The 22,191-nt window shown below is 67.9% G+C and carries 24 protein-coding genes; 13 read left to right on the forward strand and 11 right to left on the reverse strand.

The genetic code is table 11. The features are described from left to right. Window positions 1-25: 25 nt before the first annotated feature. From ACFWIW_RS00225 to ACFWIW_RS00245, 5 genes are all read left to right on the forward strand, one after another. Entirely contained in the window at window positions 26-916 is an 891-nt protein-coding gene (locus ACFWIW_RS00225) for an SDR family oxidoreductase (RefSeq protein WP_378366402.1), read from the forward strand. Window positions 917-919: 3 nt separating this feature from the next. Then, complete coding sequence (locus ACFWIW_RS00230; protein ID WP_378366403.1) at window positions 920-1,393, forward strand: pyridoxamine 5'-phosphate oxidase family protein; 474 nt, start codon at window positions 920-922, stop codon at window positions 1,391-1,393. Between the two features lie 79 nt (window positions 1,394-1,472). After that, window positions 1,473-2,942 (forward strand): flavin-containing monooxygenase, encoded by a 1,470-nt coding sequence (locus ACFWIW_RS00235; protein ID WP_378366404.1) that lies wholly within the window; start codon window positions 1,473-1,475, stop codon window positions 2,940-2,942. Then, window positions 2,939-3,805 (forward strand): metal-dependent hydrolase, encoded by an 867-nt coding sequence (locus ACFWIW_RS00240; RefSeq protein ID WP_378366405.1) that lies wholly within the window; start codon window positions 2,939-2,941, stop codon window positions 3,803-3,805. The genes ACFWIW_RS00235 and ACFWIW_RS00240 overlap by 4 nt, the downstream gene beginning before the upstream one ends. Then, a complete protein-coding gene (locus ACFWIW_RS00245; protein WP_378366406.1) occupies window positions 3,802-4,806 on the forward strand; it encodes a PDR/VanB family oxidoreductase in 1,005 nt (334 codons plus the stop codon). The genes ACFWIW_RS00240 and ACFWIW_RS00245 overlap by 4 nt, the downstream gene beginning before the upstream one ends. Window positions 4,807-4,810: 4 nt before the next feature. Here ACFWIW_RS00245 and ACFWIW_RS00250 read toward each other — a convergent pair whose 3' ends face one another. Beyond that, window positions 4,811-5,095: a YciI family protein gene (locus ACFWIW_RS00250; protein WP_240596588.1), complete on the reverse strand. Its 285-nt coding sequence runs from the start codon at window positions 5,093-5,095 to the stop codon at window positions 4,811-4,813. A gap of 141 nt (window positions 5,096-5,236) precedes the next feature. On the opposite strand from ACFWIW_RS00250, the gene ACFWIW_RS00255 reads away from it, so the two are divergent. From ACFWIW_RS00255 to ACFWIW_RS00270, 4 genes are all read left to right on the forward strand, one after another. Then, window positions 5,237-5,812, forward strand: coding sequence for a SigE family RNA polymerase sigma factor (locus ACFWIW_RS00255; protein WP_007032484.1), 576 nt, complete (start codon window positions 5,237-5,239; stop codon window positions 5,810-5,812). A gap of 91 nt (window positions 5,813-5,903) precedes the next feature. After that, window positions 5,904-7,088, forward strand: coding sequence for an N-acetylglucosamine-6-phosphate deacetylase (nagA, locus tag ACFWIW_RS00260; RefSeq protein WP_240601583.1), 1,185 nt, complete (start codon window positions 5,904-5,906; stop codon window positions 7,086-7,088). Between the two features lie 17 nt (window positions 7,089-7,105). Next, window positions 7,106-7,477, forward strand: a complete 372-nt coding sequence (locus ACFWIW_RS00265) for a hypothetical protein (protein ID WP_378366407.1) — start codon at window positions 7,106-7,108, stop codon at window positions 7,475-7,477. 215 nt (window positions 7,478-7,692) lie between these two features. After that, window positions 7,693-8,406: a DedA family protein gene (locus ACFWIW_RS00270; protein WP_240596584.1), complete on the forward strand. Its 714-nt coding sequence runs from the start codon at window positions 7,693-7,695 to the stop codon at window positions 8,404-8,406. 59 nt (window positions 8,407-8,465) lie between these two features. Here ACFWIW_RS00270 and ACFWIW_RS00275 read toward each other — a convergent pair whose 3' ends face one another. After that, window positions 8,466-9,854: an FAD-binding oxidoreductase gene (locus tag ACFWIW_RS00275; RefSeq protein WP_378366408.1), complete on the reverse strand. Its 1,389-nt coding sequence runs from the start codon at window positions 9,852-9,854 to the stop codon at window positions 8,466-8,468. A 19-nt stretch (window positions 9,855-9,873) separates the two neighbouring features. Next, a complete protein-coding gene (locus ACFWIW_RS00280; protein ID WP_378366409.1) occupies window positions 9,874-11,358 on the reverse strand; it encodes an MFS transporter in 1,485 nt (494 codons plus the stop codon). A gap of 88 nt (window positions 11,359-11,446) precedes the next feature. Between ACFWIW_RS00280 and ACFWIW_RS00285 the strand changes: the two genes are divergently transcribed. Then, window positions 11,447-11,974 (forward strand): TetR/AcrR family transcriptional regulator, encoded by a 528-nt coding sequence (locus ACFWIW_RS00285; RefSeq protein WP_378366410.1) that lies wholly within the window; start codon window positions 11,447-11,449, stop codon window positions 11,972-11,974. A 70-nt stretch (window positions 11,975-12,044) separates the two neighbouring features. Here ACFWIW_RS00285 and ACFWIW_RS00290 read toward each other — a convergent pair whose 3' ends face one another. Beyond that, complete coding sequence (locus tag ACFWIW_RS00290; protein ID WP_192747130.1) at window positions 12,045-12,467, reverse strand: PPOX class F420-dependent oxidoreductase; 423 nt, start codon at window positions 12,465-12,467, stop codon at window positions 12,045-12,047. 193 nt (window positions 12,468-12,660) lie between these two features. Between ACFWIW_RS00290 and ACFWIW_RS00295 the strand changes: the two genes are divergently transcribed. From ACFWIW_RS00295 to ACFWIW_RS00305, 3 genes are all read left to right on the forward strand, one after another. Continuing rightward, entirely contained in the window at window positions 12,661-13,179 is a 519-nt protein-coding gene (locus ACFWIW_RS00295) for a MarR family winged helix-turn-helix transcriptional regulator (protein ID WP_378366411.1), read from the forward strand. A 4-nt stretch (window positions 13,180-13,183) separates the two neighbouring features. Further along, a complete protein-coding gene (locus ACFWIW_RS00300) occupies window positions 13,184-15,445 on the forward strand; it encodes an MFS transporter (RefSeq protein ID WP_378366412.1) in 2,262 nt (753 codons plus the stop codon). Between the two features lie 348 nt (window positions 15,446-15,793). Beyond that, window positions 15,794-16,462: a DedA family protein gene (locus ACFWIW_RS00305; protein WP_378366413.1), complete on the forward strand. Its 669-nt coding sequence runs from the start codon at window positions 15,794-15,796 to the stop codon at window positions 16,460-16,462. Here ACFWIW_RS00305 and ACFWIW_RS00310 read toward each other — a convergent pair. The 7 genes from ACFWIW_RS00310 to ACFWIW_RS00340 all read right to left on the reverse strand — a co-directional run bounded on the left by ACFWIW_RS00310 (window position 16,459) and on the right by ACFWIW_RS00340 (window position 22,128). Beyond that, the gene (locus ACFWIW_RS00310) at window positions 16,459-16,872 is read right to left on the reverse strand and encodes a VOC family protein (RefSeq protein WP_378366414.1); all 414 of its coding nucleotides are present in this window, start codon (window positions 16,870-16,872) and stop codon (window positions 16,459-16,461) included. The two genes, ACFWIW_RS00305 and ACFWIW_RS00310, sit on opposite strands and share 4 nt — an antisense overlap. Before the next feature lie 185 nt (window positions 16,873-17,057). Further along, a complete protein-coding gene (locus ACFWIW_RS00315) occupies window positions 17,058-17,804 on the reverse strand; it encodes an SDR family oxidoreductase (protein WP_378366415.1) in 747 nt (248 codons plus the stop codon). Continuing rightward, entirely contained in the window at window positions 17,801-18,448 is a 648-nt protein-coding gene (locus ACFWIW_RS00320; RefSeq protein ID WP_016338118.1) for a nucleoside/nucleotide kinase family protein, read from the reverse strand. The genes ACFWIW_RS00315 and ACFWIW_RS00320 overlap by 4 nt, the downstream gene beginning before the upstream one ends. After that, window positions 18,445-19,314: a PfkB family carbohydrate kinase gene (locus ACFWIW_RS00325; protein WP_378366898.1), complete on the reverse strand. Its 870-nt coding sequence runs from the start codon at window positions 19,312-19,314 to the stop codon at window positions 18,445-18,447. Before ACFWIW_RS00325 ends, ACFWIW_RS00320 begins: the two co-directional genes overlap by 4 nt. A gap of 8 nt (window positions 19,315-19,322) precedes the next feature. Continuing rightward, on the reverse strand, window positions 19,323-20,129 hold the full coding sequence (locus tag ACFWIW_RS00330; RefSeq protein ID WP_378366416.1) for an ATP-binding cassette domain-containing protein: 807 nt from the start codon (window positions 20,127-20,129) through the stop codon (window positions 19,323-19,325). Next, window positions 20,126-21,115 carry an ABC transporter permease gene (locus ACFWIW_RS00335; RefSeq protein ID WP_016338121.1) on the reverse strand — a complete coding sequence of 330 codons (990 nt, stop codon included), beginning with the start codon at window positions 21,113-21,115 and terminating at the stop codon, window positions 20,126-20,128. The genes ACFWIW_RS00330 and ACFWIW_RS00335 overlap by 4 nt, the downstream gene beginning before the upstream one ends. Then, entirely contained in the window at window positions 21,112-22,128 is a 1,017-nt protein-coding gene (locus tag ACFWIW_RS00340; RefSeq protein ID WP_378366417.1) for a substrate-binding domain-containing protein, read from the reverse strand. Before ACFWIW_RS00340 ends, ACFWIW_RS00335 begins: the two co-directional genes overlap by 4 nt. Window positions 22,129-22,191: the final 63 nt, after the last annotated feature.

The following is a 22,191-nucleotide window of genomic DNA, read 5'->3' on the forward strand; positions in this document are numbered from 1 at the left end:
CTTAGGGCTCGGACGAGGAGGCAACGTGGCCAAGAACAGCGTGAACGGCAAGGTCGTCCTGATCACCGGCGCCGCGAGGGGCATCGGCGCGGGACTCGCCGAGCGCCTGGCCGCGCAGGGCGCGAAGGTCGCCCTGGTCGGCATCGAAGCCAAGGAACAGCAGGCGGTCGCCGACAAGATCGGCCCCGGCGCGCACGCCTGGGAAGCCGACGTCACCAGCTGGGACGACCTCGAACGCGCCACCGCGGGCGTCGTCGAGCATTTCGGCGGGATCGACATCGTCATCGCGAACGCCGGCATCGCGACCTCCGGTTTCGTCCGGTCGGTGGATCCGGCCGCCTTCGAGAAGGTCATCGAGGTCGACCTCCTCGGCGTCTGGCGCACCTTCCGCGTCACCCTTCCGCATGTCATCGACCGCAAGGGCTACCTGCTGGCCATCTCCTCACTGGCCGCGATCACCCACGCGCCCGGCATGGCGAACTACGCCGCCGCGAAGGCGGGCGTCGAGGCGTTCTGCAACAGCTTCCGCGCCGAAGTCGCCCACCTCGGCGTGAAGGTCGGCGTCGCGCACCCCACCTGGATCCGCACCGACCTCGTCGAGAGCGCCGACCAGCACCCGGTCTTCGGCAAGCTCCGCGCCGGCATGCCCGGCCTGCTCGGCAAGACGTACCCGCTGTCGGTCGCGCTCGACCACCTCCAGGCCGGGGTCAACAAACGCGCCCGCACCGTGCACGTGCCCCGCTGGGTCGGCGGCCTGAAGCTGATCCGCGCCTTCCTGCCGCCGATCATCGAGATCGGCGCGAAGGGCCGGATCAAGAAGGCCGACGCCGCCGCGCTCATGGACATCAAGGAGCGCGGGGCGTACGAATCTTCAGTGACCGGCCAGGCAGGCCGGGCCGCCACTCGAAAGGGCTGACGCATGTCCCGTCGCGACCAGATCCGCATGTCACCTGACGAACTCGCCGCCTACCTCGACGAGCAGAAGGTCATCAACGTCGCGACGATCGGCCCGAACGGCCGCCCGCATCTGGCGCCCCTCTGGTACTACCCGTACGAGTCCGGCGTCGCGACCTGGACCTACGGCACCTCCCAGAAGGCGAAGAACCTGGAGCGAGACCCCCGCGCCACCGTGCTCATCGAGGACGGCGACAGCTACGAGAAGCTGCGCGGGGTCTCTCTCGAAGCCGATGTCGAGGTCGTCACCGATACGGCCGCGGTCACCCAGATGGGGATCAACCTCATGCAGCGGTACGCGGGCGCGAAGCCCGGGGACCCGGTGCCCGACGAGCTCTCCGGGTTCATCGGCAAGCAGGCCCCGAAGCGGATCGGGCTGATTTTCCGGCCGACCAAGATCGTGAGCTGGGACCACACGAAGCTCGGCGGCACGTACTGACGGGTAGGTAGTACTAGCAAGTAACTGTTACTTGAGGTAACGTCATCTGCGCAGGAAAGCCTCGACGTGGAGGGCGCAGATGACCGAGCGATTCAAGGTCGTGATCGTGGGCACCGGATTCTCCGGGCTCGGCCAGGCCATCCAGCTCGAAAAGGCCGGGATCACCGATTACGTGATCCTGGAGAAGGCGGACGAAGTCGGCGGTACGTGGCGCGACAACTCGTACCCCGGCTGCGCCTGCGACGTGCAGTCCCACATGTACTCGTTCTCCTACGAGCAGAACCCGGACTGGTCGCGGTCGTTCTCGCCCGCCCCCGAGATCTTCCAGTACCTCAAGGACGTCACCGACAAGTACCGGCTGCGGCGCAAGATCCGGTTCGGCGTCGAGCTCACCGGCGCGACCTGGGACGACACCGAGCGCCGCTGGCACGTGCACACCAAATCGGGTGAGTTCGAAGCCCAGTTCCTGGTCTCCGGTGTCGGCGGCCTGCACATCCCGCAGGTGCCCGAGCTGCCCGGAATCGAGAAGTTCAAGGGCCAGACCTGGCATTCCGCGCAGTGGAACCACGAGTACGACCTGCGCGGCAAGAAGGTCGCCGTGGTCGGCACCGGCGCGAGCGCGATCCAGTTCGTGCCTCAGATCGCCCCCGAGGTCGACGAACTCACGCTGTTCCAGCGCACGCCGCCGTGGATCATGCCGAAGCCCGACCACGCGATGCCCGGCTGGGCCAAGACCGCGTTCCGCCGGATCCCCGGTGTGCAACGGCTTTACCGCAACGCGCTGTACTGGTTCCTCGAAGTGCGCGCCGTCGGCTTCAACGGGCATCCCGCGATCATGAAGGCCGGCGAGGTGATCGCGAAGCGGCATATCGCCAAGGCCATCAAGGATCCGAAGCTGCGCAAGAAGGTCACCCCGGACTACACCATGGGCTGCAAGCGGGTGCTGATCTCCAACGACTACTACCCGGCGATCAATCGGTCCAATGTGGACGTCAACACCGACGGCGTGCGCGAGGTCAAGGCGCACGGCGTCGTCGACGGGAACGGCGTCGAGCACGAGGTCGACGCGATCATCTACGGCACCGGTTTCAAGGTCACGGATGCCTTGGAGTACCTGGACATCACCGGGATCGACGGCCGTGATCTCGCCAAGGAATGGGCGACCGAGGGGATGCACACGCACAAGGGCATCAGCGTCGCCGGTTTCCCCAACCTGTTCTTCCTCCTCGGGCCGAACACCGCGCTGGGCCACAACTCCGTGGTCTTCATGATCGAATCGCAGGCCCGCTACGTCGTCGACGCGATCAAGCTCGCCGATTCGCGGGGCGCCGCCGCGCTCGACGTCCGCCCGGGTGTGCAGGAGAAGTTCCAGCGCGAGATCCAGGACAAGCTCGTCAAGGGCGTGTGGACCCAGGGCGGTTGCAAGAGCTGGTATCTCGACGCGAAGGGCGTCAACCGGACGATCTGGCCCGGCTTCACCTGGCGCTATTGGCTCGAAACCCGCAAGGTCGACGCGAGCGACTACGAACTCAGCGGGAGGTCGTCGTGACCGACCACGAGCAGATCGTCCTGCACGCGCGTGACGTCGAGTTCGACTGGTCGTCGTTGCCGATGCACTGGATCCCCGGCGAACCGCAGGCGACGCACACGATCAACGTGCTGCATCTCGCGTTGCCGGAGGGCGAACGCTGGTTCGTCGAGGTGTTCAAGCAGGCCGTGCCGCTGATCCGCGACGAGCGGCTCAAGGAGGACGTCCTCGGTTTCATCGGCCAGGAGGCCATGCACGCCGAGGCGCACGACGGCGCCGCCGAACACCTCGAAGCCGCGGGCGTCGACGTCCGCCCGTACATCGCGCAGATGGAGTGGATGTTCCGCCGTCTGCTCGGCGACCGCGACCTTTCCGCCAAACGGCGCGAAGAATGGCTGATCGAACGACTCGCCATCATCGCGGCCATCGAGCACTACACGGCGTTCCTCGGCCAGTGGATCCTCGACGCCGAAGCGCTCGACAAGGCGGGCGCCGATCCGACGATGCTGGATCTCTTGCGCTGGCACGGCGCCGAAGAGGTCGAGCATCGCTCGGTCGCCTTCGATCTGTTCATGCACCTCGACGGCCGCTACACGCGCCGCGTGCGCAGCATGCTCGTGGTGACGCCGGTGCTCGCGTGGGTCTTCTTGCGGGGCACCAGGTTCCTCATGAAGAACGACCCGACCCGGCCGGGCAAGACGAGTTTCCGGACCTATCTGCGCGTGGCGAAGCTCGGTTTGCTGCCGTCGGGCAGGCAATTGCGGCGCGAGATCCGGCCGTATTTCCGGAAGTCCTACCACCCCGCCGAAACCGGCAACACCGATCAGGCCGTCGCGTATCTCGCGAGTTCGCCGGCCGCGTTGGCCGCCGACGAACCCCGATGAAACCACCGCCGAGGCCACTGCGGCTCGACGGCAGCGGGCGCACCGACCGCGCGATGGCTTCGCTGACCGGTGTCGTCGCGCTGTACCGCAGGCTCAGCGGGGTGAGCGGCCGTCGCCGTCCGCCTGTGGTCGCCGTCGACCGTGACCTCCCGCTGGTCGTCGACGACCTCCGCGCCCAGGCGGACGGCGTCGCCGTCCTTCGGCTGGTGCACGAACGCGGCGAGCCGCTGCCGCGGTGGCGGCCCGGCGCGCATGTCGATCTCTCGCCGCGGCCGGGCCTGGTCCGTCAGTACTCCCTGTGCGGCGATCCGGACGACCGCTCGGTCTACCGCGTCGGCGTCCGGTTGCTCGGTGAGGGATCGACGGCGATGCACGCGTTGAAGAAGGGCGCGCGGATCACCGGGCGCGGCCCGCGCAACGCGTTCCCGTTCGTCGCGAGCCCGGCGTATCTGTTCGTCGCGGGCGGTATCGGGATCACGCCGATCCTGCCGATGGTGCGGCAGGCGGCCGCTTCCGGCGCGGACTGGCGGCTGGTCTACACCGGTCGCGACGAGGCTTCGATGCCGTTCCTGGAGGAATTGTCCGAATTCGGCGATCGAGTCTGGATCCGGCCGGACACGGACTACGGGATCCCCGCCTCAGGCGCGGAATTGCTCGAAGGGGCACCGGAGGGCGCGCCGATCTACTGCTGCGGCCCGGTTCCGATGATCGTGGGCGTCCGGACGGACGCGGCGCTGCGCGGCTCGGGACCGGTGTTCTTCGAACGGTTCTCGACGCCGCCGATCGTCGGCGGCAAGCCGTTCCGCGTCGAACTCGCGCGCAGCGGCGTGACACTGGACGTGCCCGCCGACCGGACGACGCTCGACGTCCTGCGCGAGACCGTGCCCGGCATCGCGTATTCGTGCCGCCAGGGGTTCTGCGGGACGTGCGAACTGCCGACGGTGACCGGCGACCGCGTCCGGGTCTGTGTCGAACGCGAGCCGGTCACCCTCGACCTGTGACCCGTCAGGCTTCCTTCGGGATCCAGGCGCCGATCACCGGCTTGAACTCGCGCACCGTCCGCTTCGCCACGACACCTTCGAGGTGGTACGGGTCCTGGTCGATGATGTCGAGCAGCGCCGCCTCGTCGGCCGCCTGGTACATCGAGATGCCGCCGGAGCCGTCGCCCAGCGGGCCGCCGAGCGCGACGACGCCCTGGTCGGCGAGGTCGGAGAGGAACTTCCGGTGCCGGGGACGCACGTCCGCCAGCTTCTCCTGCACGTACGTGATCTCCACCAGGAACCAGGCCATCGACATCTCCAAGGTCGTTCCGACAGACGCCCCCCAGCTTCTCAGGATCCGATCAGGCAGGACCGTCGCCCCACCCGATACGCTGATCGAGCGCCACGCACAGGTTGTGCTTCAAAGGGGTAAATGAACAGGTAGGGGTACATGCTCGAGGGCAATGCGGAACGCAGTGTCGAGGCGACCCTCGGCCATCTGCGCACCATGGACGGACCGGTCACGCCACCGCCGCCTGCGGCACCGCTGACCCTTGAGGATCTCTATCGCCAGCACCGGATGCGGCTCGTGCGGCTGGCCATCCTGCTCGTGGACGAACCGGCGACCGCCGAGGACGTCGTCCAGGAGGCCTTCACCGGGCTGCACCGCAACTGGGGGCGCCTGCGCGACGCCGCCGCGGCCGTCGGATACCTGCGCACCGCCGTGGTCAACGGCTCACGCAGCGTGCTGCGCCGCCGCAAGACCGCGCGCGAGTACGTCGCGCCGCACGCCGTCAACGCGCGTTCGGCGGAAAGCCTCGCCATGCTGTCGAGTGAACATCAGGCCGTTGTGAGCGCTTTGTCCAAACTGCCCCCTCGCCAGCGCGAGGTTCTCGTCCTCCGTTACTACGGTGGGCTGAGTGAGGCCGAAATCTCGGAGGCCGCCGGGATTTCGAAAGGTACCGTTAAGTCAACCGCCAGCCGGGCGCTCGAAGCACTGCAGAAAGCGATGCAGTCACCGAACTGATGCCCGGCCTTCATCTCGACCGCTGGGTTGTGCCGCCATGCTTGGTCCAGACCAATATATGCTGGGGGGCGTGAGAGGCGCCGGAGATTTCGTGATCGTGGGCGGCCGGGTCGTCGCCCCGGACCGTGTACTCGACGACGGCTGGCTGGCTATCGCCGCCGGCAAGATCGTCCAAGTCGGCTCCGGGACACCCCCGGACATCGATCGCGTCGACGTCGACGGGCACCTGGTCGTGCCCGGGTTCGTCGACACCCACTGCCATGGCGGCGGGGGCGGATCGTTCTCCAGCGCGAACCCCGAGGAGCTGCTCCGCGCGGTCCGCGCGCACCGGCGGCACGGGACCACGACCATGCTCGGCAGTCTGGTCTCGGACCCCATCCCGGTGCTCAGGGACCAGATCGCGGCCCTGCGTGAGCTGGTCCAAGAGGGTGAACTTGCCGGAATTCACCTTGAAGGACCCTTCATCTCGAAAGCGCGGTGCGGCGCGCACGACCCGGCGACGCTGATCGAGCCGGACACGGCGACGGTCAACGCGCTGCTCGGCGCGGGCCGCGGCGACATCCGGATGGTCACCCTCGCCCCCGAACTGCACGGCGGGATCAAGGCCGTCCGGCAACTGGCCGAATCGGGGGTCATCGCCGCCATCGGGCACACCGACGGCGTCGAGGACCAGATCATCCCCGCGATCGACGCGGGCGCCTCGGTCGCGACCCACCTCTTCAACGCCATGCGGCCGCTCCACCACCGCGAGCCGGGCCCGATCGGCGCCCTCCTCGACGACGAGCGCATCACCGTCGAGCTGATCTGCGACCTCGTCCACGTGCACCCGACCGTGCTGCGGCTGGCCGCGCACCACGCGGGCAAGGGCCGGACGGTGCTCATCACCGACGCCATGTCGGCCACCGACGCCGCCGACGGCAGCTACATCCTCGGCCGCCTCGAGGTCGACGTCCGCGACGGCGTCGCCACCCTGGCCGGGAACGGTTCGCTCGCGGGCAGCACGCTGACCATGGACGCGGCCTTCCGCAACCTCGTGCGCGGCGCGGGTATCGACCTGCTCGACGCCGTCCGCGCGACCTCCGGACGCCCCGCCGAACTGCTCGGCATCGCCGACCGGACCGGCTCGCTGCGGGCCGGGCTCGCGGCCGACGTCGTCGTGCTCGACCGCGACCTGCGGCCGGTCAAGGTGCTTCGTCAGGGCGAGTGGGTCAAAGACGACGTTGCGGCTACATTGAGCAGCGCCATCGAAGGCGGTGTATCGGTCAGCGACGGGTAGCGGCGAAAGGAGTCCGGATGAGCGAGCCCAAGGACCCGGAAAAACTCCTGGCCGACGCCCTGCGCGCTCAGGCCGTCTTCGCCCCTTCGGCGGAGCGGCTCTCCGAGACGACCACCGGCAAACCGGTCGAAAAGGACACCGAGAGTAATCCCGGTTCCACGGGAGAACACGAACTGCCGCTGCAGTACGGCCTGCTGTCCGGAGCCGGCGCGGACTCGCTCGAACGAGAGCGCGTCGCGCTGGAGGACGCGGAAACGGCCAGGCTGGCGGAGCGCCCGACGCCGCCTCCGCCTGCCAGTCCGCCACTGCCCGCGTACTGGGTGTTGCTGCTGGCCGTGCTGCTCGGGCTCGCCGCCGGTTCGGTGATCGGGCTGCTCACGCTGATCTGAGCGCGGTCTCCCGCCGGGTCAGGCGCCGTCCGGTGAGTCTGTTCGATGGGCTTCGTGATCCAGGTTGTTCCTGACGGTGCGGGCGGTTCGGCCTCGTACCGGGGTCGTACCCGGCTGGACCGCCCGTGCCGTCAGGAACCACCTGGGCGCGAAGACCGCGAACAGACTCACCGGACGGCGCCTAGGCACTCTGCGTCACCCTGTACCGTTTTGGTGTGATCCTGGCGCAGAACAACGTGACGACGATGGGCCTCCTGCCGGAGTGGCTGGACCCGCAGCACCTGCTGAGCGGGCTGACCGTTCCGGTCATCACCGTGCTCTGCCTGATCATCTTCATCGAGAGCAGCATCTTCCCGGTGCTGCCCGGTGACTCACTCCTGTTCACCGCGGGCCTGTTCATCGCGAACGGTTCGATCGACGCGCCGCTGTGGCTGGTGTGCGTCCTGGTCACCGTCGCCGCGCTGATCGGCAACGCGGTCGGTTACGGCCTCGGCTGGAAGATCGGCCCGTGGCTGTTCCGCAAGCCGGATTCGAAGTTCTTCAACCAGAAGTACGTGGACCAGACCCACGCCTTCCTGGAGAAGCACGGGCCGAAGGCGGTCGTGCTGGCGCGGTTCGTGCCGTTCGTGCGGACGTTCATCACCTGGATCGCCGGCATCGGCAAGATGGACCCGAAGAAGTACTTCGTCTACACCGTCATCGGCGGCATCCTGTGGGCCGCCGGGATCACCGCGCTCGGCCACCTGCTCGGCGGGGTCGCGTTCATCCGCGACAACGTGGACGCGATCTTCATCCTGATCGTGCTGGTTTCGGTGGTGCCGATCGTGATCGAGTACCTGAAGGCGCGCCGCGAGAAGAAGCACGAAGCCGCTTCCGCCCCGGCCGCGGACATGGACGCGACGCAGCAGATCCCGCGCGTCCGCGACTGACCCGCTTCCCGCCTCGTGAGTGGTAAGGACGGTTCTAACCGTCCTTACCACTCACGAGGTCAGAGGGAGAACATCGAGCCCGGGTTGAAGAGGTTCCCCGGGTCCAGCGCCCGCTTGATCTGCCGGTGCACCTGGATGCCGACCTCGCCGATCTCCTTCTCCAGCCACTCGCGTTTGATCCGGCCGATACCGTGCTCGCCGGTGACCGTCCCGCCCAGCGACAGGGCCACGTCGAGGATCGCGTCGAAGGCGATCCGCGCGCGGGCGAACTCCTCCTCGGAATCGGGCGCGTAGACGATCGTCGGGTGCATGTTCCCGTCACCGGCGTGGCCGACGACGGCGATCCGCAGCCCCACCTCTTCGCTGATCCGCTCGCAGCCGGCGATCAGCTCGGCGATGCGCGTGCGCGGCACGCAGACGTCGTCGGTCAGCCAGACGCCGTACATCTCCAGCGCGGTCAGCACGACCCGCCGCGCCTGCAGCAGCATCTTGCCCTCTTCGAGATCCTCGGTGGCATAGGCCAGATCCGCGCCGCAGTCGACGCAGATCTGTTCCAGCGCGGCGAGTTCCCGCCGCGCGGCCTCGCCGCCGGAGTCGGATTGCGCGAGCAGCAAGGCTTTGCAGTCCGAGCTCGTGCCGAGGTCGGTCTTGAGGTAGGCCTCGGCGGCCTTGATCGACGTCGCGTCCATGATCTCCATCAGCGACGGCACCAGGCCTTCACGCACGACCCGCGCGACGGCCTCGCCCGCGGCCTCCGTGCTGTTGAAGGCGGCGACGAGCGTGGCGGGCAGTTGCGGCAACGGTTTCAGCGCGACGGTCGCCTGCGTGATCACGCCGAGCGTGCCCTCACTGCCGACGAAGAGCCGCGCGAGGTCGTAGCCCGCGACGCCCTTCACGGTGCGGCGCCCGGTCTTCAGCACGGAGCCGTCGGCGAGCACGACTTCCAGTCCCAGCACGGAATCCGTGGTGACGCCGTACTTCACGCAGCACAGCCCGCCGGCGTTGGTGGACAGGTTCCCGCCGATGGTGCACCAGTCGTAGCTCGACGGGTCCGGCGGATAGAACAGGCCGTGCTTCTCCACCGCGTTGCGGAAATCGAGGTTCACCACGCCGGGCTGCACGACGGCGAGCCGGTTGCCTTCGTCGATCTCGACGATCTTGTCGAGCTTCGTCAGCACCAGCACGACACAACCGTCGATCGCGTTCGCGGCGCCGGACAGACCACTGCCGGCGCCGCGGGGCACGATCGGCACCTCGAATTCCGCACAGGCCTTGACCACGGCCTGCACACCTTCCACGTCGGACGGCAGGACCACCGCGAGCGGCTTGCCGCTGTCGGCCAACGGCATCATGTCGCGCGAGTACGCGTCCGTGACGTCGGTGTCGGTGAGCACCGCGGCGTCGCCGAGCTGCTCGCGGAGACGGGTGACCAGGGCGTGGTTGTTCATACCCTCATCGTAGGCCGGATCAGCTCCGCACTGCGGAATTTTTTTTCCGATCTAGCAAAACGAAGGCCTGAACACCTGTATAGACGAGCACGGCGACGCCTGCCCATGCGGTGACGTGCATCCCCTGGGTGAAGGCCTCGCGAGCCGATTCCAGGAGCGCCTGCCCCGAAGCGGGGTCGAGTCGCTGCGCGGTCGCGACCGCGCCACCGAGCGTGTCCCTGGCGGACTCGGCCGTCCCCTCCGGCAGCCCGGACCGGTAAACCGCGGTCGCGACACTGCCGAGGATGGCCGTGCCGAGCGCGCCACCCAGCTCGAACCCGGTCTCGGAGATCGCCGAAGCCGCGCCTGCCCGTTCGGCCGGGGCAGCCGAGATGACCAGGTCGTTCGTCAGCGTCTCCGAGAGGGCGACACCGCCCCCGAGCAGCGTGAACGCCACCACGACGTACGCGAGCCCGCCGCCGGACGACACCTGGGTCAAGGCGAGGAAACCGACCGCCGCGATCAGGAGACCGCCGCTGACCAGCAGGGACACCCGGATCCGCTTAGCGAGCCAAGCCGCGAGAAGCGCGCCCACGACACCGGCGACCGTCGCCGGCAGCATCCACAGCGCCGCGACGACCGGGCTCAGCCCGAGTACCAGCTGCAGGTACTGCGGCACCAGGAACAGCAGGCCGACCATGGCGAACACGCCGAGCATGTTCGTCACGACGGAACCGCTGAAGGCCCGGTTCGAGAACAGCTTCAGGTCGAGCATCGGCTCGTCGAGGCGGTTCTGCCTGCGGACGAACACGATGCCGAGCCCGAGCCCGATCAGGACGCTGATCGCGGCCTTCACCGTGAAGCCGTCTTCGGCGACCAGCTTGATGCCGTAGACCACCGGCAGCATCGCGGCCAGCGACAGCAGCGCCGACAGCGGGTCGAACCGGCCCGGCTTCGGGTCACGCGCCTCCGGCAGCACGAACGGTCCGACAACCAGCAGCACCAGCATCACCGGGACGTTGATGAGGAATACCGAACCCCACCAGAAGTGCTCCAGCAGCCAGCCACCCAGCACCGGCCCGAGCGCCATCCCGCCGGAGAATCCGGCGCTCCACACCGCGATCGCGATCCGGCGCTGTTTGGGGTCGACGAAGATGCTGCGGATCAGCGACAGCGTCGACGGCATCAGCGTCGCGCCGCCGACGCCGAGCAGCGCCCTCGCGATGATCAGCATGAACGCGCTGGTCGAGAAGGCCGCGAGCACCGACGCGGCACCGAACGCCGCGGCACCCATGAGCAGCAGCTTGCGACGGCCGATGCGGTCGCCGAGCGTGCCCATCAGGACCAGCAGGCCCGCCAGCATGAACGAGTAGATGTCGACGATCCACAACTGCTCCGCACCGGTGGGCGCCAGATCCTCGGACAGGAACGGCAGCGCGAATCCGAGCACCGTCATGTCCACGCTGATCAGCAGCACCGGAAGCACCAGTACCGCCAACGCCCACCACTGCTTGCGCCCCGCCATGGCGCACTCTCCTTTAGCTAAACCGTCCGGACGGTACAGTTACCGCCTCGTTCGAAAGTAAACCGTCCAGACGGTATAGTCAACTGATATGGCGAAGCCCACCGCGAAGGAACGCATCCTCGACTCGTACGAGGAGATCCTCATCGAGCAAGGCCCCGGCGGGGTCACCCTCGACGCCGTCGCCGCGCACGCCGGGGTGTCGAAGGGCGGCCTTCTCTACCACTTCGGCTCCAAGGAAGCCCTGGTCGACGGCCTGATGGAACGTCTCGCCACGTTGTCGGAGGCGGATCTCAAAGAGGCGCAAAAGGCGCCCGAAGGCGTCGTTTCCTGGTACCTGCGGACGGCGATCACCGACGTCACCGAGCGCAAGGCACTGCACCGCACGACCATGGCGACGCTCCGGATCATGCTCAACGAGCCACGGGTCTCCGAGGTCGTGCAGGTCTACAACCAGAAGGTCCACGACCTGATCAGTGAGCACGTCGCCGACCCGCTGACCGCCGAACTGGTCATCCTGGTGGGCGACGGCCTCTACCTGCGGGCCGCGCTCGGCCGGGACGACGCGAGCCCCTTGCTCGACCGGATCGACGAGATCAAGGCCCGCATCGCCCGCTGACGCGTTTCGTCCTCTGAATGCGGTAGTTGCACGCGCAAGGACCGCATTCGGAGGACGAAACGCAGGAGATCTACATCTGGATGCCGTAGACGCGCTCGATCGGGATGGTCAGCAACACCCGCTGGTCGGCGACCATGGCGTCGCGGAATTCGTCCCAGTCCGGATGCTCGCCCCGCGCCCGCCGGTAGTGGTCCACGAGCGCGTCGACGGTCGCGTCGTCACGCGAAGCGGCGGTCGGCGTGAGCACCGCCGGCCCCTCGACGACGACGTAGCCGTCGCCGCTCTCGGTCGACACGTGGAACGTCGCCCGCGGGTCACGCTGGAGGTTCTTGGTCTTGGCCCGGGGCGCGGTGATCGAGATCAGGATCGCGCCGGCGTCCGCGTCGTAGAGGTAGTTGACGGTCGACAGCTGGGGCCGCCCGTCCCGTTTGATGGTGGCGAGGGTGCCGAAGTTTCGAGCGGCGAGGATCGCGTAGAGCGCGGAGTCGGTCATGACTCCATCAAAGCAAAAGTGCAGCTCAGGGCGAACCGGACAAACATGCACGAATAAATGTGCTTGCATGCGGCAACTAAAGTGTCATCGGACACACAACGTCACTTTCTTCTTGCGAACCTCCCTTGAGAGGAACATCCTTGCTCTAGACAACTAGTTGCAGTGACCAAGCAACCGGCGAGAGAGACCCACCATGACACCCACGACACCCGGCACCAGGTCGAAGTCCGACCTCGATCTGGCCGACACCCTCGGGCATGAGCTCGTGCGGCTCGTTCGCCTGGTCAACCGGGCCAAGTCCCAGGTGTCCAAGCAGGGACCGGACGGCATCGAGCGGGCCGCGTACGCGATCCTCTTCTGCCTCATCCACGTCGGCCCCCAGCGGACCAGCAAACTCGCCGAGTTCCTGCACTCCGAGATCTCGACCATCAGCAGGCAGTCGAGCTCCCTCGTCCAGCACGGGCTGGTCGAGCGCCTGGCCGATCCCGAAGACGGCCGCGCCTGCCTGCTCGCACCGACCGCCGAAGGACTCCGGGTCTTCGAGGAGAACCGCAAGCAGCGGAACCAGTGGCTGGCCGAGGTGCTCGGCGACTGGTCCGACGAGGACCGGAAGACCCTCAACTCGCTGTTCAACCGGCTGAACAACGACATCGAAAGAACATCTCCACAGTTCGCCGACCCCGCGTCGGCGTCGAAGGCCAAGGGGGCCTGAAGCAATGAGTTCCACCGTAGAAAGTCCGCCAGCCATCCACGAAGATGGTCCCCGGCTCAGTCACCGTCAGATCGTCACGATCCTGATCGGCCTGATGTCGGGCATGTTCCTGGCGGCACTCGACCAGACGATCGTCGGCACCTCGATCGTCCGGATCGCGAACGACCTCAACGGGTTCGACCTGCAGGCCTGGATCACCACGGCCTACCTGATCACCTCGACGATCGTCACGCCGATCTACGGCAAGCTGTCCGACATCTACGGGCGCAAGCCGTTCTACATCGCGGCGATCTCGATCTTCCTGGTCGGCTCGATCGCTTCGGCGTTCGCGACGTCCATGTACGAGCTGGCCGCGTTCCGCGCGATCCAGGGCCTCGGCGCCGGCGGTCTGATGTCGCTGGCGATGACGATCATGGGCGACATCGTGCCGCCGCGGGAACGCGCCCGCTACCAGGGCTACTTCCTCGCCGTGTTCGGTATCTCCACCGTGCTGGGCCCGGTGCTCGGCGGCTTCTTCGCCGACTTCGACAAGCTCGGCAGCGTCTTCGGCTACGACATCGCCGGCTGGCGCTGGGTGTTCCTGATCAACGTGCCGATCGCGATCGTCGCGCTGTTCGTGGTGGCCCGCGTGCTCAACGTGCCGCACCAGCGCCACGACCACAAGATCGACTGGTGGGGCGGGCTCGCGCTCGTCGTCGCCGTGGTGCCGTTCCTGATCGTCGCCGAGCAGGGCAACAAGTGGGGCTGGGGCTCGCAGAACGCGATCATCTGCTACGTCATCGGCGGCATCGGCGTGGTCGCCTTCATCTTCATCGAGAAGCTGATGAAGGACGCGGCGCTGATCCCGTTGCGGCTGTTCAAGAACTCGACCTTCACGGTCGCGATCGTCGGCGGCATCATCGTCGGTGTCGCGATGTTCGGCGCGATCATGATGATCCCGCAGTACATGCAGGTGGTTCAGGAGTTCTCGCCGACCGAATCGGGTCTGCTGATGATCCCGCTGATGGCGGGCATCATGAGCGGTTCGATCATCTCGGGCCAGATCACCAGCAAGACCGGGCGCTACAAGGTGTTCCCGGTGGTCGGCACGCTGCTGATCGCGGCGGGCGCGTTCTTCTTCGCGCAGGTCGAGTACAACAGCGCGCTGTGGCACCCGCTGGTCGCGGCCGCGATCATCGGTCTCGGCCTCGGTGCCTGCATGCAGACGCTGATCATCGCGGTGCAGAACGCGGGCCCGCGCAGCGACATGGGTGTCTCGACCGCGTCGGCGACGTTCTTCCGGCAGATCGGTGGTACCGCGGGTGTCGCGGTGTTCCTGACGATCCTGTTCAACGTCCTGCCGGGCAACATCACCAAGGCGTTCGGCGGCAACCCGCCGAGCGGCCCCGGTGCCGCGGCGCTCGGCGACATCCAGTCGAACACGAGCGGTATCGCGAGCCTGCCCGAGGCCATCAAGACCCCGGTGCTGATCGGCTTCACCGAGTCGATCACGACGGTGTTCTACGTGGCGGGCGCGGTCGCGCTGCTGGCGACACTGGTGCTGATGTTCATGAAGGAGATCCCGCTGCTCGGCGGCTCGGCTCCTTCGGCGGCTTCGGCTCTCGAAGGCGGCGAAGCACTCCTCGAAGAGGAAGACGTGCCTGCCGAAACGGCTTCCGAGAAGACCGTGGTGACCGCGCCCGTCGAACCGGGCAAGCACGCGATGACCAACGGGAACGGCGCCTACCGGGCGGGATCCGCGCAGATCAGCGGGCATGTCCGCCGGGACGACGCGACCAACGTCGCGGGTGCGGCGCTGACCCTGATCGACCACAACGGCAACCAGGTGGCCAGGACGCACACGAACGAGAACGGCGTCTACTCGTTCACCGGCATCGTGGGCGGGCGGTACACGATCGTCGCCAGCGGCCGCTGGTTCCGGCCGGTCGCCGCGACGCTGACCGCCACCGGCTCCGGGATGCTGCGCCACGACGTCGAACTGGTCAGCACGATCCTGCTCAGCGGGGTCGCCCGCACCGACGGGGACCGGGTGGTGCCGGACGCGCGGATCACCGTGCTCGACGCCTCGGGTGGCGTCGCCGCCGTGGCGAGGACCGACGCGGAGGGCAACTACACGGTCAGCGACCTGCCCGCCGGGACCTACACGGTGATCGCCAGCGGCTACCCGCCCGCGACCAGCCGGGTCGAGCTGCTGGGCGGCGACCAGGCCGAACACGACGTGCGGCTGAGCTACGACCAGGCGCTCGACGAACTCGTCGAGCACTGAGGTCAAGCGCTGTGAACGGGCCGTTCCTTGCGAATTTCGCGGGGAACGGCCCGTTCATGGCATGACCGGCCGGACGTCACGCGTGATCAGACGGACGACACGCGTGACGGGATGGACGACACGATCGCCCCCGGATTTCGCCGAGAGTCGTCCAGCTGGACACGCGTGTCGTCCGTCTGATCACGTGTGCCGTCCCTCCAGTCACGCGAAACCACCCGGCAGCAGGTGGCCGGGACACGGTCGGCTCTGCCCCGAATCGCCACTCTCGCCGCAGGTGACCGGACCGTTGACACCCCGATTCCACCGTTCGGTGAAGTGCGGTTCGCGAAGTACACGTAGGCTCGCGTCGTGAGTGAGGTGTACACCGAGGCCGCAGGCATCGGGGTGAGCTGGCTCGACACCGCCGGGCCGGTGCTCGTCTGGGTGATCGTGCTGAGCTTCATCTTCGTGGAGTGCGCGCTGATCATCGGGCTGTTCCTGCCCGGCGACTCCCTGCTGTTCGCGGCCGGAGTCGTCCTCGCGCAGCACGGCTCCGACCTGAACGCCTGGCTGCTCTCGGCCGCCGCGCTGCTCGTCGCGATCCTCGGCAACCAGGTCGGCTATTACATCGGCCGGACCACGGGCACGAAACTGATCGCCCGCCGCGGCGGCAAGGTGCTGAACCGGCACAACCTCGACCGTGCCAGGGCGTTCCTGGATCGCAAGGGCTTCTTCGCCATCGTCGCCGCGCGCTGGATCCCGTGGATCCGCACGCTGGCGCCGCTCATCGCGGGGACCGCGCGGATGGATCCGCGCCGGTTCGCCCTCGCGACCGCGCTCGGCGGGCTGCTCTGGGTGCCGACGCTGGTACTGCTCGGCTACTACGGCGCCGGCCTGCTGGACCAGCTGCCGTGGGTCAAGACGGCGGCCTTGTGGATCAGTGTCGCGTTCTTCGTGGTGGGCACGGCCTACGGCGTGCTCCGCTACCGCCAGGAGATGCGGCGTCCCGCCGAAGAGCCCGAAGAGAGCACGACCTAGACCTCGGGGTCGGCCCAGATCTCCAGCTGGATCCCATCGGGGTCGCGGAACACGATGACCGACGAGCCCGCCAAGGTCCGTGATCCCTTCGACGGCGAGTAGACGACACCGTATTCCGAGAGCCGCGCTTCCCATTCGGCCAGCTCAGACCGCGAAGAGACCTTGAACGCCACGTGGTCCAGACCTGTCCGGCGTTCGTCGAACCGCGGCCGCTCGGTGTCCTGGTGCTCGACGAGCACCACGGCGAAACCTTCGCTCGGCGACCTGAGCACGACCTTCCGCAGTCCCGTCTCCGGGTCTTCGCGACGCGTGAACTCCTCGAGTTCGAGCACACGGGCGTACCAGGGCACGCTCCGATCCACATCGGTCACGGTGAGTGCCAGGTGGTGCACAGACATGAGCTTGGACATCGGGGATGACCGTCCTGATCAAGAAGCTTGGGGGCGCCACCAGGGTGACACAGCCGCCTCGGGCGCCGAGGTGATCCGCCGACTTCCCACATGAATCGTGATATCCGCCGGGAAACAGTGTTAAAAAGTGGCTGAACCGCACGCGGACCCGATATCGCCCCGTGACCGCTCCGTGGCCCCGGGTGTCAACGCCCTCCGCCGACGGTCAGCACCGTCCCGGTGGTGTACGACGCCGCCGGGGAAAGCAGCCACAGCACGGCTTCCGCGACTTCGCCGGGTTCGCCCGCCCGTCCCATCGGGATGGTGGGGGCGATCCGCTCCATCCGATCGGGCAAGCCCGCCGCGGCGTGCAGTCCGGTGTGGATCATGCCCGGTGCGACCGCGTTGACCCGGACGGATTCTTTCGCCACTTCTTGCGCGACGCCGTAGGTCATCGTTTCCACCGCGGCCTTGGTGCCCGCGTAATGGACCCATTCCCCGGGCGAGCCGGTGCGCGCGGCGGTGGAGGACACCGTCACGATCGAGCCGCCCGTACCGCCGTATCGGGTGGACATCCGGCGGATGCCCTCGCGGACGCACAGGAAGACTCCCGTGACGTTGACGTCGACCACGCGGCGGACGACGTCGACCTCGTACTCGTCGAACCGGCCGGGGGTGTTGCCGGTGATGGCCGCGTTCGCGACCAGCCCGGCGAGCGGGCCGAGCTCGACGGCGGCGTCGAATAGGGCCACCACGTCGTCTTCGGACGCGACGTCACCGCGCCGGGTGATCGCCTGGACGCCGTGCTTCCGGACACGCGAAGCGACGTCTTCGGCCGCTTCGGCGTCGCCCGCGTAGTTGACGACGACGTCGTAACCGCGCGCGGCGGCCAATTCGCAGACCGCCGCGCCGATGCCCTTGCTTCCGCCGGTGACGACGAGAACACCACTCATATGGCGAAGTTAACCAGTGGCAGATTCTCGAGGACCAGGTCGGCCCGGCCGCTGGTGGACGCGATCAGATCGGCGTTGCGCTGGTCGGAACCGAGCGCGCGGCGACGCGCTTCGACCAGCGAACGGCCGTAGCGGCGGTGCCGCGAGACGAGCCGCTCGATGCGCTCGGGTTCGTCCGGCGCGAGGAACCACGACTCGGCGAGGATCGGCTTCACGCCGCTCCACGGGTCGTCCTGCATGAGCAGGTAGTTGCCCTCGGTGATGACCAGCGGAACGTCCGGCGTGACCGCGACGGCGCCGGCGATCGGCTCCTCGATCTCCCTGCGGAACTCGGGCGCGTAGACCGTCTCGCGGCCTTCGGCGAGCCTGCGCAGCAGGTGCACGTACCCGGCGGCGTCGAAGGTGTCCGGCGCGCCCTTGCGCTCCACCCGCCCGAGCCGCTGCAGTTCGACCTGCGCCAGGTGGAAACCGTCCATCCCGACCACGGCCGCCCTCGTGCCCAGCGCCTTCGCCAGGCCCCAGGCCAGTGTCGTCTTGCCGGACGCGGGGGCGCCGACGATGCCGAGCACACTGCGCTGTCCCGGCTTCGCCAGCGTCTGAGCCCTGCTCAACAGGTCCTCGAACACCGGAGGCATGGCACTCATGGCTGTCCTTCTCCCATCTTCGCGACCGCGGCCGTCCACGACCTCGGTCCTTCATGCCGCACCCGTTCGGCGGCCACCTCGTTGGCGAACCCGATCCAGCCCGGGACATCCCCTGTACCCCTGGCGACCGCGTACGCGAAAGCTCCGTGCCAGACGTCGCCCGCGCCCAGCGTGTCACGCGCCCGGGTGACGGGGACGGGGACTGCACCGGATCCGTCCGCCGTCGACCAGCGGACCGGCTCGGGCCCGGCGGTCGTGATGACCACCGGAACGCCGTGTTCGCGGGGGTCGTCCCCGCGATACAGCGACGAGCACGCGGCGATGTCGACGAGCGGGAGGAGTTCGGGGAAGACCGGCTTCCAGCTCCCGGCGTCGAGCACCACCGGCACCTTCCGCTCCCTCGCCCAGCGCGCGACCTCCAGCGCCACTTCCGGATGGTGCCCGTCGAGGAGCACACACCCCGGCATTTCGTCCTCTGAATGCGGTAGTTGCGCGTGCAAGGACCGCATCGAGAGGACGAAACGCGAGGAAGCGTGGGCGTTGCGCGAGACGACGGTGCGTTCCCCGTCGGAGTCACGGACGACGATGGCGCTGATCGCGGGCGGATCGGGCCGTCCGGGGTCGAGGTCGACCAGGTCGACGCCGTGCGCCTCGAGGTCGGCGCGGGCGAGTGCCGCCAGCGGATGCGCACCGGCGACCGTCAGCAACGTCGCTCCGGCCCCGAGCGCGGCCACGGTCACCGCCGCGTTCGTCGCCGGCCCCCCGGCGGCGACGTCCATCGACAGCGAACGCACCTTCTCGCCCGGCGCCGGGATCTCGGCGACGCGCTGAATCTGGTCGACGGTGCACAGGCCCGCCAGCAGCACTCTCACGGTCACAACCCGGTGTGGACGGCTGAAGCGACCTCTTCGACCTCGCCGTTCTCACCGATCTTCAGCGCACCCGTGAGCAGGCCGACGACCTGGTTCATGGTGTGCGTCTTCGGTGAGACGACCGCGACCCGCTTGCCGAGGCGGTGCACGTGGATGCGGTCGGCGATGTCGAACACATGCGGCATGTTGTGGCTGATCAGCACCACCGGCAGGCCGCGTTCGCGGATGCGGTTGATCAGATCGAGCACCTTGCCCGATTCGGCGACGCCGAGCGCGGCGGTGGGCTCGTCCATGATCACCGCCTTGGTCCCGAAGGCCGCCGCCCGCGCGACCGCGACACCTTGGCGCTGGCCGCCCGACAACGTCTCCACCGGCTGCGTGATGGATTTGATGTTGATGCCGAGCTCGTCGAGGATCCGCTGGGCGTCGGCCCGCATCGTCGCGGTGTCCAGCTTCCGGAACAGCTGCCCGAACAGGTCCGTGCGCCGCTTTTCCCTGCCCAGGAACATGTTCGACGCGATGTCGAGCGCGGGGGCGACGGCGAGATCCTGGTACACCGTCTCGATCCCGTAGTGCCGGGCGTCCAAAGGGGATTTGAAGTGGACGGTCCGACCGTCCACTTTGATCTCACCGGAGTCCGGGATCACCGCGCCCGAAAGGGCTTTGATCAGGCTCGACTTCCCGGCGCCGTTGTCGCCGACGACGGCGAGCACTTCACCGGGGAACAGTTCGAAGTCGGCGCCGTCGATGGCGGTGACCCGCCCGTAGCGTTTGACCAGTCCGTGAGCGGACAACGTGGGCGTCGTCATGACTGCTGCCTCCTCGCGAACCGGTCGACGCAGACCGCGCCGATGAGCAGGGCGCCGGTGGCGACGTCCTGGTAGAGCGCGTCCACCCCGAGCTGGGTCAGCCCGGACCGAAGGACCGCGACGACCAGCGCGCCCATCATCGTGCCGAGTACCGAACCCCGGCCGCCGAACAGGCTCGCGCCGCCGAGCACCACCGCGGTGATGGAGTCGAGATTGCCGAGCTGGAAGGCGTTCGGGTCGGCGTTCGGCACGCGGCCGAGCGCCTGCCAGGCGGCGATCCCGACGATCACGCCGGCGACGATGTACACCGAAAGAATCGTGCGGTTGACCTTGATCCCGGACAGCCGCGCGGATTCCGGCGCGTTGCCGACCGCGTAGACGTGCTTGCCCCACGGCGTCCGCGTGAGCGCGTACCAAAGCCCCAGGTACATCAGCAAAGCCAGCGTCATGCCGTAGGTGATCGGGATGCCGCCGAACAGGTACCGGCGGGTGCCGAGCCATTTGAGCAGTTCGTCGGCGACCGGCACGGCCTGCCCGCTCGCGAACAGTTTCGCGGCCGCGGTGAGCACGGTGAGCAGGCCGAGCGTGACGATGAACGGCGGCAGTTTGATCCGGGTGACCAGCGAACCGGTGACCATCCCGATCACCACGGTCGCCACGATTCCCAGCAGCAGCGCCCAGATCCCGGAGACGCCGCCGACCACGAGCTTCGCCATGATCAGCGTCGCGAGCACCATCGCGGCCGCGTTGGCCAGGTCGATCCCCGCGGTCAGGATGATCAGCGTCTGCCCGAGCGCGAGCGTGCCGATCACCAGGGACTGTTGCACCACAAGGGAAAGGTTGTCGAGGTCGAGGAAGGTGTCCGTCGAAAGGGAGAACACCACGATCGCGACGAGCAAGGCCAGCGCGGGCCCGACCGCCGGCGCGCGCAGGAAGAACTCACCGATCGACGGCCGCTCGTTGCCTTTGAGGGTTGCGGTAGTCACTTCGTCCCCCAGCAGTTCTCGAGGCCCCACTTGGTGTCCTGGCTTTCCACACCGGGGATCGGCTTGTCCGTGATCACCGCGGATCCGGTGTCGACGAACCCGCTCGGCTTCTTCCCGGTCTTGGCGTATTCGACGGCGGCGAGGACGCCCTGCTCGGCCATCTTCTTGGGGAACTGCATGACCGTCGCGGCGTACTGGCCGTCGCGCACGTTCTTGACGCCTTCACAGCCGCCGTCGATCGAACCCATCACGATCTGGTTCACCAGACCGCGGGCCTGGAGCGCGGCGTACGTGCCGCGGCCCATCGGCTCGTTCATCGTGTAGACCGCGTTGATGTCGGTGGTGCGCTGCAGCAGGTTTTCGACGCCTTGCTGCGCGAGGCTCTGGTCACCGTTCGCGGGCGTCTTGCCCTTGATCTCCGGCGACGCGTCGGTGAGCCCGATGCCCTTGAGGAACCCGGTGTGCCGCTGAGTGTCCACTGTGGACCCGGCGGTCCCGTCCACCATGAACAGCTTCGGCGGCTTGCCGTTCAGGGCGGCCTTGACGTACGCGCCCTGCTGACGTCCGGCCTCGAAGTTGTCCGTCGCGAAGGTGGCGTCGACGGCGGTGTCCGGTTCGGTCGCCGTGTCGAGCGCGATGACCAGCACCCCGGCCTTGCGGGCGCGGTCGATGGCGTCGAGGACACCGGTCGAGGAACTCGGCGTGATCAGGATGGTGTTCGCACCCTGCTGCATGAGGTTCTCGATGGCCCGGACCTGGCCGTCGTTGTCGCCGTCGAACTGGCCGGCGAGCGCGCTGAACTCCGCGCCGTTCGCCTCGGCGGCGGCCTTGGCGGCCGCTCTCAGCTCCACGAAGTAGGGATTGGTGTCGGTCTTGGTGACCAGGCCGACCTTGGCCTTGCCACCGCCGCCTGCGTTCGATCCGCCACCCCAGTGGCGTTCGACGGTGCACCCGGCCGAGGTCACCGCGAGTGCGGCGGCCATGGCTAGCGCGGCGAGACTGCGCTGTCTCATGGGGGATGCCCTCCGATTCAAGGCTGTCCGTGATGGACCGGAAGGTAGACAGGGTTATGCTCA

The organism is Amycolatopsis sp. NPDC058340, assembly GCF_042723975.1.
Lineage (GTDB): Bacteria > Actinomycetota > Actinomycetes > Mycobacteriales > Pseudonocardiaceae > Amycolatopsis.